Annotated in this window: 12 protein-coding genes; 4 read left to right on the top strand and 8 right to left on the bottom strand. The window is 66.4% G+C overall.

All coding sequences use genetic code 11. The annotated features are described in order from the left end of the window. Positions 1–27: 27 nt before the first annotated feature. A complete protein-coding gene (locus tag CKW46_RS24810) occupies positions 28–681 on the top strand; it encodes a DUF5642 family protein (protein WP_015356990.1) in 654 nt (217 codons plus the stop codon). Between the two features lie 25 nt (positions 682–706). On the opposite strand, the gene CKW46_RS24805 is transcribed toward CKW46_RS24810, so the two are convergent. After that, the gene (locus CKW46_RS24805) at positions 707–1,303 is read right to left on the bottom strand and encodes an alpha-ketoglutarate-dependent dioxygenase AlkB (protein WP_179953042.1); all 597 of its coding nucleotides are present in this window, start codon (positions 1,301–1,303) and stop codon (positions 707–709) included. A 79-nt stretch (positions 1,304–1,382) separates the two neighbouring features. On the opposite strand from CKW46_RS24805, the gene arcA reads away from it, so the two are divergent. Further along, positions 1,383–2,591 carry an arginine deiminase gene (arcA, locus tag CKW46_RS24800; protein ID WP_015356988.1) on the top strand — a complete coding sequence of 403 codons (1,209 nt, stop codon included), beginning with the start codon at positions 1,383–1,385 and terminating at the stop codon, positions 2,589–2,591. Here arcA and CKW46_RS24795 read toward each other — a convergent pair. After that, entirely contained in the window at positions 2,588–4,144 is a 1,557-nt protein-coding gene (locus CKW46_RS24795) for a dolichyl-phosphate-mannose--protein mannosyltransferase (RefSeq protein ID WP_015356987.1), read from the bottom strand. The two genes, arcA and CKW46_RS24795, sit on opposite strands and share 4 nt — an antisense overlap. Positions 4,145–4,169: 25 nt before the next feature. On the opposite strand from CKW46_RS24795, the gene rsmI reads away from it, so the two are divergent. Next, the gene (rsmI, locus tag CKW46_RS24790) at positions 4,170–5,024 is read left to right on the top strand and encodes a 16S rRNA (cytidine(1402)-2'-O)-methyltransferase (RefSeq protein ID WP_020786156.1); all 855 of its coding nucleotides are present in this window, start codon (positions 4,170–4,172) and stop codon (positions 5,022–5,024) included. Positions 5,025–5,031: 7 nt separating this feature from the next. Here rsmI and CKW46_RS24785 read toward each other — a convergent pair whose 3' ends face one another. The 4 genes from CKW46_RS24785 to CKW46_RS24770 all read right to left on the bottom strand — a co-directional run bounded on the left by CKW46_RS24785 (position 5,032) and on the right by CKW46_RS24770 (position 9,931). Then, complete coding sequence (locus tag CKW46_RS24785; RefSeq protein WP_252872298.1) at positions 5,032–6,339, bottom strand: hypothetical protein; 1,308 nt, start codon at positions 6,337–6,339, stop codon at positions 5,032–5,034. A gap of 124 nt (positions 6,340–6,463) precedes the next feature. Continuing rightward, positions 6,464–7,738: an aminodeoxychorismate synthase component I gene (locus CKW46_RS24780; protein WP_015356984.1), complete on the bottom strand. Its 1,275-nt coding sequence runs from the start codon at positions 7,736–7,738 to the stop codon at positions 6,464–6,466. A gap of 100 nt (positions 7,739–7,838) precedes the next feature. Further along, complete coding sequence (locus CKW46_RS24775; RefSeq protein ID WP_117435580.1) at positions 7,839–8,750, bottom strand: RNA polymerase sigma-70 factor; 912 nt, start codon at positions 8,748–8,750, stop codon at positions 7,839–7,841. Beyond that, complete coding sequence (locus CKW46_RS24770; RefSeq protein ID WP_117435581.1) at positions 8,747–9,931, bottom strand: NAD(P)/FAD-dependent oxidoreductase; 1,185 nt, start codon at positions 9,929–9,931, stop codon at positions 8,747–8,749. Before CKW46_RS24770 ends, CKW46_RS24775 begins: the two co-directional genes overlap by 4 nt. 497 nt (positions 9,932–10,428) lie before the next feature. Between CKW46_RS24770 and CKW46_RS24765 the strand changes: the two genes are divergently transcribed. After that, a complete protein-coding gene (locus tag CKW46_RS24765; protein WP_015356982.1) occupies positions 10,429–12,132 on the top strand; it encodes a hypothetical protein in 1,704 nt (567 codons plus the stop codon). A gap of 67 nt (positions 12,133–12,199) precedes the next feature. Here the strand turns inward: CKW46_RS24765 and CKW46_RS24760 are convergent, their stop codons facing one another. Both CKW46_RS24760 and metG read right to left on the bottom strand, forming a co-directional pair. After that, on the bottom strand, positions 12,200–12,766 hold the full coding sequence (locus tag CKW46_RS24760) for a serine acetyltransferase (protein WP_015356981.1): 567 nt from the start codon (positions 12,764–12,766) through the stop codon (positions 12,200–12,202). A 283-nt stretch (positions 12,767–13,049) separates the two neighbouring features. Next, positions 13,050–14,606 (bottom strand): methionine--tRNA ligase, encoded by a 1,557-nt coding sequence (metG, locus tag CKW46_RS24755; protein ID WP_015356980.1) that lies wholly within the window; start codon positions 14,604–14,606, stop codon positions 13,050–13,052. Positions 14,607–14,635: the final 29 nt, after the last annotated feature.

Below are 14,635 nucleotides of genomic sequence, written 5' to 3'. Positions count from 1 at the left end.
CCTTTCGCGTTGGGTAGGGTAGCCACGATGTCGAAGGTGGCGCTGGCGCTCGGATTGGTGTGCTTGCTTGTCGGGTGTTCGCACGGAGCCGCGCCTTCGATGACCGCCGACATCTCCCGAGTTACGGAACTCAAATCGAGTTTCGGACCGGACTTCAAAGTCAGCGAGATCCCGCCCCGGGCTATCGATCCGCAGTTCTTTGCCGCCCGCAAATTGCCCGACGGACTGACCTTCGATCCGGCCATCTGCGCGACAGCGGCCGTGGGGCCACCGCTGCCACCCGGTTTGCAGGGCAATATGGCCGCTGTCACCGCCGAAGGCAATGGCAATCGATTCGTCGTCATCGCGGTGGAGACCTCGCAGACCCTGCCGACCAATGACCCGGGTAAGGAGTGCGCCAAGATCGCTTTCTCCGGTGCCGGGGTACGCGGCGGCATTGAGGTGGTCGAAGCCCCGCACATCGAGGGGGTGCACACACTCGGTGTGCATCGCGTGCTTCAGGCCCTGGTGGACGGATCGGCGCACACCGGCGAGCTTTACGATTTCTCCGCGCAATTCGGTGACTATCAGCTCAACGTCATCGCCAATCCGCTCGTCGTCCCGGGCCAGAACGTGGCGCCGGTAGACACCCACCGCGCCCGCGACCTACTCGTCAAAGCGGTGCAAGCGGTGCGTCGTTGAGGTTGTTGAGGTTTCGCCGGCGCCGCTAGCACACGCCGCGCGGCCGAAACTGGATGCTGACCCGCGGGCCCGCCGGGGTTGATGTCTTGGGTACCGAATGCTCCCAGGTGCGCTGACATGATCCGCCCATCACCAGCAGATCCCCATGCGCCAGTGGAAGCCGCAACGACGCTCCGCCGCCGCGCGGGCGCAGCGCGAAGATGCGGGTGGCGCCAAGGCTGACGATCGCGACCATGGTGTCCTCGGTGCTGCTGCGGCCGATCGTGTCGCCGTGCCAGGCGACGCTGTCGGAACCGTCTCGATAGCAACACAGTCCGACGGTGGTGAAGGGCTCGCCCAGTTCGCCACCGTAGATGTCGTTGAGCCGCCGCCGCATCCGGGCGAGCTCGGGGTGCGGCGGCTTTTCGATCATCAGGTCATGAAAACTGACCAGCCGGGGCACCTCCACCACCCGGTCATACATCTGGCGCCGCTCGGATCGCCAAGGAACGCGCGATATCAACGCCTCCAGCAGGTCATCGCCGGCTCTGAGCCAGTTCGCGCGGATATCGATGAAGGCGCCGTCGCCGAGTTGTCTTCGCTCGTTGTGCTCGAATAGCGAGCCCTGTACCGCGAACGCCACGGCACCGAGCTTATCGCACATCAGTTCGATGGCGACGTACGGCGCGACCGGTGAAGCCGGCACCGCTACGGTTTGAGTTGTGGTTGATGAGTTGGGCTCCAATTCCGAAGTGGGAACGCTGAAGGTCGTCATCCTGCACCGCCCGGGAACCGAATTGCGCAGGCTCACCCCGCGCAACAGCGACCAGCTGCTCTTTGATGGGCTGCCGTGGGTATCGCGGGCGCAGGAGGAGCATGACCAATTCGCCGAGCTGCTGCGCTCTCGTGGTGTGGAAGTGCTGTTGCTTTCCGAGCTGCTGACCGAGGCGCTGCACAGCGGCGCCGCCCGCATGCAGGGGGTCGCGGCCGCCGTGGATTCGCGTCGGCTTGGAATACCCTTGGCGCAAGAGCTTTCCGCTTACCTGCGTGGTCTGGACCCGGTTCGGCTGTCGCATGTCCTGACCGCCGGGATGACGTTCAACGAGCTTCCGGCCGATGCCCGCACCGACGTGTCGCTGGTGGTTCGGATGCACCATGACGCGGACTTTGTCATCGAGCCCCTGCCGAATCTGCTGTTCACCCGCGACTCGTCGATATGGATCGGGCCGCGGTTTGTCATCCCGTCGCTGGCGATGCGGGCGCGCGTACGCGAGGCGTCGCTGACCGACATCATCTACGCCCATCACCCGCGCTTCACCGGAATACGCCGCGCCTACGAGTCGCGCACCGCTCCCGTCGAGGGCGGTGACGTGCTGCTACTGGCTCCCGGCGTGGTTGCCGTCGGGGTGGGGGAGCGAACCACGCCGGCCGGTGCGGAAGCATTGGCGCGGAGCCTTTTTGATGACGACCTCGCCCACACGGTGCTGGCCGTGCCGATCGCTCAGCGGCGTGCCCAAATGCATTTGGATACCGTGTGCACGATGGTCGACGTCGACAAGGTGGTGATGTACGCGAACGTCGTCGATGAGCTCACGGCCTTCACCATCGAGCGCCAGCCCGATGGCGTCACCATCAGCGATGCGGCTCCGTTCGTGGAGGCGGCCGCCCGTGCGATGGGCATCGAAAAGCTGCAGGTCATCGGGACCGGTATCGATCCCGTTGTCGCCGAACGTGAGCAGTGGGACGACGGAAACAACACACTGGCGTTGGCGCCGGGTGTCGTCGTCGCCTACGAGCGCAATGCCCAGACCAACGCGCGCCTCGAGGCGGCGGGCATCGAAGTGCTCACCATCGGCGGATCCGAGTTGGGTACCGGCCGGGGCGGGCCGCGGTGCATGTCATGCCCGGTCGCCCGAGACCCCTTGCCCTAGCGCCAGCTGGGGAGCCACATCTGCATGTCCCAGGTCTGCTGTGAGATCGGCAGACCGGTGAGCACCGGAAACAACCACGCGAAGTTTGTCGCCACCAACGCGATGTAGCAGCAGACGAAGATCAGCCCCAAGGTGTGCCGCTCCTTGCCCTGGCCGGGCTGGTGGAGGATGTCACCGAGAATCAACGCGATGGCCATCACCAAAAATGGGGCCATGGTCGCCGCATAGAAGAAGTACATCTGTCGATCGATGTCGGCGAACCAGGGCAACCACCCGGCGCAGTAGCCAACCAGGACGACCGCGTAACGCCAGTCCCGGCGCACAAACATTCGCCACGCCGCGTAGAGCAACACCGGCACGGCCAGCCACCACATTGCGGGCGTGCCGACCAGCATCTCGGCCTTGACACAGGACTGTGGACCGCAGCCGGGAACGTTCTGCTGATCGATGGCATAAAGCACCGGGCGCAACGACATCGGCCAGCTCCACGGCTTGGACTCCCATGGGTGGTGATTGCCGGCGGAATTCGTCAGGGTGGCGTGGAAGTGAAACGCCTTGGCGGTGTAGTACCAGAGCGACCGAATGGCGTCGGGCAGCGGAACCACGCTATCGGGACCGATGGTCAGGCCCACCTGGTGGCGGTCAATCGCAGTCTCCGACGCGAACCACCCCGCATAGGAGGCCAGGTAGACCCCGAACGGGATGAGCGCCAGCGCATATCCGGTGGGGATGAGGTCGCGACGCAACATCCCCAGCCATGGCCGGGGCACCCGATACTGACGCCGCGCCGCCACGTCGAACGCCAGCGACATGGCGCCGAAGAACGCGATGAAATACAGACCAGACCACTTGGTGGCGAAGGCCAGGCCCAGCAGCACTCCGGCACCGAAGCGCCACCACCGCACCCCCAGCCGCGGGCCCCAGGCCGTCTCGCCGATACGTCCCTGCAGCATGGCGACGTGCATGCGCGCCCGCACCTGATCGCGATCGACGATGAGCGCGCCGAAGGCGGCCACCACGAAAAACGTCAGGAAGCCGTCGAGCAGCGCGGTGCGGGCGGCCACGAAGCTGACGCCGTCACAGATGAGCAGTAGTCCGGCAATGGCTCCGACCAGGGTTGACCGGGTGATGCGGCGCACTATCCGCACCACCAGCGCCACCATGACCACGCCCAGCAGCGCGCCGCTGAATCGCCACCCCAATCCGGTGTACCCGAACAGGGCCTCACCGATCGCAATCATCTGTTTGCCGACGGGAGGATGAACGACCAGGCCGAACCCCGGGTTGTCTTCGATGCCGTGGTTGTTGAGCACCTGCCAGGCTTGCGGTGCGTAGTGTTTCTCGTCGAAGATCGGCGTGCCGGCATCGGTCGGCGAACCCAGGTTCAGGAACCGGGTCACCGCGGCGAGCAGCGTGATTACGCCGGTCACCACCCAGCCGCGCAACCGGTCGACCGGCCCGAAATCCGCGATCGGCACCAGCGGTCCGGGACTGACAACGGGTACCGCGCGTTCCCCGGCGACGACGGAGGTTTCTTGAGGCGGTGCGGTCATCGGTGTCGATCGTAGGCTGTCGGTCATGACCGTTGGTCGTCTGCTGCTCGGGGCAACCCCATTGGGCCAGCCCTCGGATGCGTCCGCGCGCCTGATCGATGCGCTCACCAGTGCCGATGTGGTGGCGGCCGAGGACACGCGCCGCGTGCGAACCCTGGCCAAGGCGCTCGACATCTCGATTGGCGGCCGCGTGGTCAGCCTGTTCGATCGGGTTGAGGCCTTGCGGGTGGGCACCCTGGTCGAGGCGATTGAAGCCGGCGCGACGGTGTTGGTGGTCAGCGACGCCGGAATGCCGATCATCAACGACCCCGGCTATCGATTGGTGGCGGCGTGTATCGAGGCCGGGATCTCGGTGACTTGCCTGCCCGGGCCGTCCGCGGTAACGACGGCACTGGTGGTATCCGGTTTGGCGTCGGACAAGTTCTGCTTCGAGGGGTTTGCGCCACGCAAGAGCGGGGCGCGCCGGGCCTGGCTGGCCTCGCTGGCCGAAGAGCCGCGCACCTGCGTGTTCTTCGAGTCACCGCGCAGGCTGGCGGCGTGCCTGCGCGATGCCGTCGAGCAGCTCGGGGGTTCGCGTCCCGCCGCGGTCTGCCGGGAACTGACGAAGGTGCACGAGGAGGTGCGACGCGGATCGCTCGGCGAACTTGCCGACTGGGCGGCCGACGGCGTGCTCGGCGAAATCACCGTGGTACTGGCCGGTGCTGCCCCGTTGCACGTCGACCTGCAGTCGCTGGTGGCGGAGGTGGAGAACCTCGTCGCGGGCGGCATTCGGGTCAAAGACGCCTGCAGTGAGGTGGCTACGGGGCACCAGGGCATCCGTACGCGCGAACTCTACGATGCGGTCCAGCTGGCGCGCCGCGAAACGGATGCGGCGCCGTAGCTGCCGATCAGTTGGGTGTGCAGGTGCTCCCGATGGGGCCGATTGTCGGCGTACACAGGCGCGGGGGCGAGATCTTCGGAGGCGAGATCTTCGGAGGGGCCGGTGCCGGCAGCGCCGGCAGCTGTGGCAGCTGTGGCGGCGCCGGTGGACCGCCCAATGACGGTAGACCGACCTTGGGCGCGGGCAAACCGGCCGGCAGGGCGGGTAGGCCCGCGGCCGGGAGCGCGGGTAGGCCCGCGGCCGGCAGGGCGGGTAGGCCCGCGGCCGGCAGGGCCGGCAGACCGCCCGCTGCCAGCATCGTCGGATCGCCCCCGGGCAGAATGGCCTGAAGGTTTGGCAGGCCGCCCGGCAGCTGCGGCAGTCCGCCCGTCACCATCGCCATCACATCGGTGGCCGACATGCCCGGCAGCGCGGCCTGAAGCATGGGCAGCATGGAGGCCAGCTGCGGCGCTCCGCCCATCACGGCCACCGCCAGCAGGTCGGTGGTTGACACGCTCGCCAGACCCGGCAAGGCATTGGCCGCCTCGGTCAGCAGAGTTGCTGGAGACACTCTCGACAGGGCGGGCAGGCTAAGACCCGGTATTCCGCCCATTGACGCCAGCGTGACCAGACCTGCGGGGGTCAGGCCGGGCAAGGCGGCCAGGCCCGGCGCGGCCAAGGTGGGCAGCAGCGATGATGCCGTCGCCGTGGAGGGCAGCAGCATATTGGTCACGGAGCTGATCGGTACGCTGAGGTCCGGCAGGATTCCTGCCGAGCGCAGGGTGTTGTAGGCGAGCATGACGTAGGTGACTGCCAGTGCGCCGGAAGTCACGGCGCTCGTCACTGAGCCGGTGATGCCCAGCACCGAGCCGACCACGTTCGGCACCGAGGGCACACCGATCGTGGGGAAACCAACCGTCGGAACACCCACGCTGGGAAGACCGACACCGGGGATGCCAACGCCGGGAATGCCGACGTCAGGGACGCCGGCAGGGGGCGGCAACGCGGTCAGGGCCGAGCCGCCCGCGTCCAGGCCGCCCGGTAGGCCCGATCCGCCGGGAATGCGAGCTGCTGCAGGGACCGCGGGTGGCTGCTCCAAGCCCGGCAGCATGGCCTGCGGTGCCTCGGCGGGGGTTATCTCCGCCGGTCCGGCGGGCTGTGCTGCCTCTCCGGGCGGCTTCGGTATCAGGACCGATGCCAGCCGGTCGCATTGCTGCCCCGCGGTGCATGTCCCCTGGTTAGGCGCGTGCATCGGCCCGGACATGGTCAGTGGCGAAACCGCCACCGTCCCGCCCACCATGGCCGCGGCGGCAACGCCAACGACACCGACTCTCATGAAGGTCCCCTCTCGCATTCGACCGCGGCGCGCACACGGGTCGATGCTTAGGAGCTTAGGCGTCAGCGGCCCATTGCGTGGGCGTTGGCCGAAATTCGTTGGTTATCGGGGCCTGGTTTGCTGACTAGCCCACCCTGGTGGCGGTTGTGGGCGCCGGCAAGCCAACGACGGGCGCGGCCTTATGCAGGCATTCTTCCCATTCGGCGCCGGGATCGGAGTCGGCGGTGATGCCGCCTCCCACGCCCAGTACCGCGTTGCCTATCGTGTCGAATTCCACGGTGCGGATGGCGACGTTGAGCTCGCAACCGGCGATTGGAGAGGCCAAACCAACTGTGCCGCAGTAAATTCCACGACGGCGCTGTTCCCATTGCGAAATCAATTGGCGGGCGCGGAGTTTGGGTGTTCCGGTGACCGAGGCGGGTGGGAAGGTGGCGTCCAGGAGCGCCGAGGTCGGCAACTCAACCGGGACCTGGGCCGACACCGTGGACACCAGGTGCCACACCCCAGGGGCGCGCCGCACCACCAGCAGTTCGGGCACCGTCACGGTGCCGGTAATCGCAACCCGGCCAAGGTCGTTGCGGACCAAGTCCACGATCATGATGTTTTCGGCCACCTCTTTGGGCGATGCCCGCAACGCCGACGGCCAGGCGTCCAGGGGCAGGGTCCCCTTGATCGGGCTGGATGTCACCGTGTCGCCGCGACGCTGCAGGAAAAGCTCGGGGGACAGCGATGCGATCGCGCCCCAATCGCCGGCGACATAGGCGGCCCGGGCCGGGGAAGTGCGCGCGACTCCGTCGATGAAGAAATCCAGTGGGTCCCCGGCCACCGTTCCGGTGAACTGGGTGCATACGCACGCCTGGTAGACCTCGCCGGCCGCGATCGCATCCAAGCAGGCCAGCACGCCTTCGCGGTGTGCGTGCCGGTCGGCCGTTCCCCAGTCGATCAGGCAGGTCGCCGCCGGGCGGGCGGATAGCCCCGGGGTTGCTGATAGCGCGTTGCCCAGCCAGTCCGGCATGGGCGCACCGGACAGGTTTTCGTACCACCACCGCCCGTCGCGGTCCCGGCGCAGCACGCTGTCGGTCCAGCCGCCGGCCGCTTCCGGGATTCGGCCACCGTGTCCGTCGGCGCCAGGGTCTGGATAGGACAGGTAGCCCACCCAGCCGCCACCGACCGCGCCCGGCACCGACGCCGCCGCGGTATCGGCGCCGCGCCGGATCGGGAAGGTATCTGTGCTGGTCACCGGCCGCACCGACACACTGGGGGCGATGACTGCCAGCGCGCCGAACCATTCGCCAGTGAGGGCGGCCGGCGGCGGCAGATCCAGTTGCCGGGTGGCATGGCCGACGGCGCGCAGCACCTGGGGGGCGCTGCCAAGATCGCCGAGCCGGTCGATTAACACCGCTTTAGCTTGACAGAACGATGGGTTTTCGCACGCCACGAGTCCAGCCCGGCGACGGCAGGCGGTGCGGCGGTGCCGGTGAGCGGCCGGGCCGCGACGCCTAGCCGCGGCTGATTTCGTGGGCCCGCGCCACCGCCGTCAGCTTGTCCGGATTACGCATCACATAGAAGTTGGTGATCTTGTCGCCGACGATTTCCAGCGTGATCACTCCCTCCAACTGCCCGCCGAGATAGAACAGGACCGCGGGAGCACTGTTGCACGTCACCAGCTCGACCTGCAGTTCGGTTGCTGCTTTGCGGATGAGCCCGGTGATGGCCCTGGCCACCCGTTCGGCGCCGACCACCGGCTTGCGGGCCGCAGACACCTTGCCGCCACTGTCGGCCAGCCAGGTCGCATCCGGTGCCAGCATCGCCATCAACGCTTCCACGTCGCCGCTGGCAGCGGTCTGCAGAAACTGGGCGGTGAGCTGCGCATTGCGTTGCGGGTCGACATCGCCGTACTTCTTGCGCCGCGCCTGGATGTGCGCGCGGGCCCGGTGAGCGACCTGGCGCACCGTCGGAGCGGGCTTTCCCACCGCGTCGGCGATCTCCTCATAGTCGAATCCGAACACCTCGCGCAGTACGAACACCGCGCGCTCGTCGGGGGTCAGGGTCTCCAGCAGGACCAGCATGGCCATCGACACCGATTCCGCGAGTACCAGATCAGCCGACGGGTCGCTCTCGTCGAGTAGCAGCGGCTCGGGGAGCCACGGCCCCACGTACTCCTCCTCCTCGCGGCGGCGAGCGCCGGCCCGCAATGCGTTAAGCGACTGGCGAGTTACCAGTTGGGCCAGGTAGGACTTGGTGTCGCGGACGGCCGACAAGTCGACCGCCGCCCACCGCAAATAGCTCTCCTGCAGCACGTCGTCGGATTCGGTTGCTGAGCCCAGGATTTCGTAGGCAATGGTGAACAACAGCGGGCGCAGCAGGGTGAACCGTTCGGCATGCTCGTCACTGTGCGACGGTGGTGTCATGGGAGCACAACCGGTTGCTCGGCCGACGGTTGGACGGGTCGGCTGCCGCCCTTCAGCCAGAAGTACGAGCCGGGTTTGGCGGCCTCGCGCCGCAGCGCCCACAGGGTGCCCTTGCAGATGGCTTCCTTGACTGCCGCGCCGGCACGGCCGCCGATGATCACGTTCACCGGGGTGTCGTCGGTGTGCGCGAGTTGAATCGTGCCGTAGCTGCGGCCCACGCTGATGCATTGTCCGACGAACGCCTGGTTCAGCGCGACGGGTTGATCTCCAGCGATCCGGCTCAGCACCGTGTTTGCCGCCTGGGCCCCCAGCGGCCCGGCGGCTTGGCAGCTCATCCGCAAGGGCTGGCCCGACGGCGCGACGGCGTCGCGGGCGGCAACGATGCGGTCATCGCTGACGCTGGTCAGCGTCTCATCGGTGAGCAATCGGCCCAGATCGTCGGTGCGGAGCCCGCTGCGGGCGGCCAGATCCGGGACACCGAATCCCGCCGTCCACACGGTGGCGGCGCTGGCGAGCACCGTGTCATCGGCCAGCACCACCGCATTCCACCGGACTTCGCTGACGGCCGCCGATTCCAGCACGTTCACCCCGAGTTTGCCCAGTTGCCTGGCCACCGAGCGGCGGCCGCGGTTGCTCAATGACGGCCCCAGCCTGCCGCCGCAGACCAACGTGACGCGGCGGCCACGCTCGGCAAGCTCGGCCGCGGCCTCGATGCCGGTCAATCCGCCGCCGACCACGGTGATGGCGGCGTCGGCGGGCAGATCGGCCATCGCGTGCCGCAGCCGTGTCGCGCCGTCGAGGTCGGCCACCGAAAATGCGAACTCGGCGGCGCCTGCCACGGCGGGCATCGCCGCGGTGCTGCCGACGGCGTAGATCAGGTAGTCGTAGCCCAGCTCGGATCCCGATGTCAGTAGCAACCGGTGTTCATCGGCGTCGATCCGGTCGACGGCGTCGACCACCAGGTGAATGCCGTCGCCGAGCATCGAGTCGTAGTCGACGGTGGCGGTGCCGCTGCCCGCGGCCAACTGGTGCAACCGAATCCGCTCGACAAAGACAGGACGCGGGTTCACCACGGTGATCTCCAGGTCCGCACGCGACCTCAAGTGGTTGGCGGCCATGATTCCGGCGTAGCCGCCGCCGATCACGACGACATGGTTGCGGTCCTCGGTCATCTCGCTCATCTGCTGCCTCCGTGTTGTTGCCGTTGTTGCGGACTCTTGGGGAACGCAACGGACTTGTGCCCTCAAGACACCGCAGACCGGCCTGCCGTGACAGTAAGGGCCCCGATTGTGAGCTGTCTCACTTTCGGCACGCCCGGTCCCACGGCCGGGCCTGCTTGCGCTAACCACCTCCGGTTAGCTGACCGGGCGCATCGTCACCGCATTGGGCCGTCGCGCGCCGGCTCGGCGGCGCGGCTGGACCGGGCGTGCGTGTTAGGCTCGCTTAACTAGAATCGAGCCGTGACTTTCCCGGTAGACCCGGCGGAAAACCAGGCGAACTGGGGTTTATCAATGCGCACTGGCGTGCATTCGAAAATCTGGGCTTGAACAGGCCGCTCGTCAACTGAAGGTAGTCAGCAACGCGTTGGCGGCGTTGTTATCCGCTCGTTGGATGCCGATGCCGTTGCTCGCCGACCGCGAGGCGTCGATGCTCGGCGCGATCTGGCTCGAATGTGAGAATGGTTCGGACAATTAAGAAACACACATCGATCGTTGTTGCGTGCGTGGTTCTTCTACTGGGCGGGGCACTCGACGGCTGCAGCAGAAGCCACGAAAACAACAGCCCACTGGCCGCGATAGTCAGTCCCGCGATTCCGGCAGCTTCCCAGGAGCTCCCCAACCCGCTGCGCGGCCAGTACGAAGACCTCTTGGAACCGCTGTTCCCGCAACGCGATCCCGCCCAGCAGCGGTACCCGGCTTGGCCGGCGTCGTTCGACGCCAGCTTGCGTCTCCCGTGGCGCCAGCTGCAGCCGGTGGATCCGGCCACGCTGGGGCCCAACCCTCCCGATGAACTCAAGTACGACTTCGGCCTGATCGACGACGCGCTGAGCAAGCTGGCCGATCGTCGCATGCGCTTGACCCTGCGCATCTACGCCTACAACTCCTGCTGCAACGACTCCTACCCGAACAACACCAACATCGCCGTGCCCGACTGGTTGCGCGCGATTCCGGGAACCACCACCAGCTATCCGGGGCCGGCCCACGGCGTGGGTGCCGGAGTGACGCAGGTGGTGCCGAACTTCAACGATCCCACCTATCTGCGCAGCTTCGGCGAGTTGCTGGCAGCGCTGGGCCGCCGCTACGACGGCGACGAACGGCTCAGCGTGTTCGAGTTCTCCGGATACGGAGACTTCAGCGAAAACCACATCGCCTATCTGCGTGACTCGCTAGGTGCGCCCGGTCCGGCCCCCGATGCCAGCGCCGCCGCCCTTGGTTACTACAGCCAGTTCCGCGACCAGAACATCACCACCGATTCCATTCGGCAGCTGGTCGGGGCGAACGTCAGCGCCTTCCCCCGAACCCAATTGGTGACCAGTCCGGCCAACCCGGAGATCGTTCGCGAACTCCTTGCCGACGACGTCACCAAGAAGCTTTCCGCGCCGGTCGGTATCCGGTCGGACTGCCTTGGGGTCTATGCGCCAATGCCGGCCTGGGCGGACGGCAATGGCGCTCACTACGTGCAGACCCAAGATCCCGTGGTCGGGCAGCTGCGGCAACGACTGGCCACGGCGCCGGTGATCACCGAATGGTGCCAATTGCCCGAGGGCACCACGCGGCAGGCCTACTACGAGAAGGGCCTGCGCGACGTCATGAGATACCACGTCTCGATGACATCGAGCATCAACTTCCCCGACGAGGACTCGCGCTCACCGATGGATCCCAAGCTGTACTTGCTGTGGGCCCAGGCCAATGCGACCGCGGGATATCGCTATTCGGTCGAAGCCAAACCCGGATCCCAAGGGATGGACGGCAAGGCGGCGACCATCTCGGTGGTCTGGACCAACTCCGGCTCCGCCGCTGCGACCGAGAAATGGGTACCCGGCTTCCGGTTGGTGGACTTCACCGGACAGACGATTCGCACGCTGCCATCGAGCGTGGACCTCAAATCTCTGGTTCCCGAGGCGCCCGGCGATCGCAATGCCATTGCGCCGATACCGGCGTCGGCAACCGAGACGGTACGTATCGATCTGACTGGCCTGCCGGCCGGTCACTACACGCTACGGGCTGCGATCGATTGGCAACAGCACAAACCGAATGGTTCGCACCTGGTGGACTATCCGCCCATGCTGCTGGCTCGGGACGGCCGCGACGATTCCGGCTTTTACGCCATTGCAGCACTCGATGTGCCCCGCGACGCGCAGACCTCGGTCAGCGATCAATGACACCGTAGGTTTGCTGACGTTGTGCTGAACGAGTTTCCTGTGCCGGTCGGCGATCTGGGTGCCGGACCTAGGAGCCCGGCCTCTGGGGGCGCAGGCCGCCCGGACGACGGTCCCTGACGACTCGGGCGGGAATGCCGGCGACCTCGACATCGTCAGGTACCGGCTTGATGACGACCGCGCTCGCGTAGATGACCACACGGCTGCCGACATCGGCGCCGAGCACCGTGGCTCCGACCGAGATGAAAACGTCATCGCCGATCGTCGGGTATTCGCCGGCGCGTCCTTCACCTATTGTCACGCCATGGTGGATTCGGCAATTCGAGCCGACTTTGGCGTTGCAGTTCACGACAATCGAGCCGATATGGGCGATCGAGAGGCCCGGGCCGAATACGTTGCGCGGGATGTCGAAGCCGAGGCGTTCGCCGAGGAACTTGGTTCGTAGCCGAAGATATCCGGCAAGGAGTCGGCCGGCCGGCGTCCGAGCCGAATTCGTCCAATACTCGGACTTGCGTAGCAAACGCTGAAAATGCGCGGGGCGCTGCAAGATCCGGTGCCGGAGTCGCCAGCGATCCAGGCCGTAGGCGTGTAGATCCGCGGCCAGGTATGACTCCAGGTCCTTGCGATTCTCGATCACTGCGGAAACATCCTATTGGTCCGCTTGATGCCGGGATCTAGCCTGGCGCCTGGCCGTTCGCTCTGCGAGCCCGGGAGTCTGGACAAATCCGGAATCTTGGCGTTGAAACCCCCTGCTCACCTTGAAAGCATGCCCGGCAAAACCGTTGCGCGGGAAGCGTCCTTGGCGCCACGGCGTCGACCGGCCAAGCCGAAAGTGCGGCAGTGGGGTGGGCTCCCAAAAGTGGTGCGCTCAACCGCACTACTGCCGCAGCGGTACAGGCGATCGGCCGCGCTGGTAACGCTTACCCGGTTTCGGAAGGCGGCGGCTGGTAGCGCGGGAATACACCGGTGGGCGACGGCATCGCGGTGCCCGGGACCAGGCGGGCGCCGATGGCGTTGAACGACCGCTGATCTGGCCGCTGGCCCAGCAGGTCCAACAACTTGGCGGCCGACTCCGGCATGACCGGCGCAACCAGTAGCGCCGCGATGCGCACGGCCTCACATGTGGTGTAGAGCGTCGTGCGGAACCGGGCTTGGTCGGTCTCGGACTCGCTCTTGCGCAGCACCCACGGCTGCTGGTCGGAAAAGTATTTGTTCGCATGGCCGAGCATCAGCCAAATCGCTTCCAGAGCAAGGTGCATCGACTGATTGTCGAAGTGTTCGCGCACCCGTTCCAGCAGCCCGTCGGCGATCGCCAGCAGCTCCCTGTCGGCGGCGGAGAATTCGCCGGGCTCGGGTACCGCCCCGCCCAGGTTCTTGGCGATCATCGACAACGACCGCTGGGCCAGGTTTCCCAGCTCGTTGGCCAGATCGGTGTTGATCCGGTTGATGATGGCTTCTTCGCTGTAGCTGCCGTCCTGCCCGAATGGGACCTCGCGCAGTAAGAAGTAGCGAACCTGGTCCACTCCATACGTTTCGATCAGGCCCATCGGGTCGATGGTGTTGCCCAGCGACTTGCTCATCTTTTCGCCGCGGTTGTGCAAGAACCCGTGCGCGAAAACCCGGCGCGGCAGCTCGATGCCGGCCGACATCAAGAATGCCGGCCAGTAGACGGCGTGGAACCGGATGATGTCCTTGCCGATCATGTGCAGATCAGCCGGCCAGTAGCGCAGGAAGGCCTCCGAGCCGGTATCCGGGTAGCCGGCCCCGGTCAGATAGTTGGTCAGCGCGTCGACCCACACGTACATGACGTGGTCGGGATGTCCGGGTACCGGAACGCCCCAGTTGAACGACGTGCGGGAGACCGATAGGTCTTTGAGCCCACCGGAGACGAAGCTGACCACCTCGTTGCGCCGCACCTCGGGCGCGATGAAATCCGGGTTGGCTTCGTAGTGCGCCAGCAGTTTGTCGGCGTAGGCCGACAGCCGGAAGAAGTAGGTCTGCTCCTCGGTCCAGGTCACCGGGGTTCCGGTTTCGGTGGCTATCCGGGTGCCGTCGACAACTTGGGTCTCCGACTCGACGAAGAACCTTTCATCGCGCACCGAGTACCAGCCGGAATAGCTGTCCAGATAGATGTCGCCGGCAGCATCCATGCGCCGCCAGATCTCCTGGGAGGCCTCGTAGTGGTCGGAATCGGTGGTGCGAATGAACCGGTCGAAGGAGATGTTCAACGCTTCCTGCATGCGCTGGAACACATCCGAATTGCGCCGGGCCAGCTGCGCGGTCGGGATGTCCGCGGCCGCGGCGGCTTGCGCCACCTTCAGCCCGTGCTCGTCGGTCCCGGTCAAGAAGCGGACGTCGAAGCCGTCGAGCCGCTTGAACCGGGCAATCGCGTCGGTGGCGATGTATTCGTATGCATGACCCACGTGCGGTGCGGCGTTGGGATACGCGATCGCAGTGGTGACGTAATAGGGCTTCATCTCAGAACCCACCCTATTGGTTAGTCCTA

The organism is Mycobacterium liflandii (genome assembly GCF_022354805.1).
GTDB lineage: Bacteria > Actinomycetota > Actinomycetes > Mycobacteriales > Mycobacteriaceae > Mycobacterium > Mycobacterium marinum.
The sequence above is the reverse complement of the archived record's forward strand: the minus strand, read 5'-3'. Positions and strand labels throughout refer to the sequence as shown.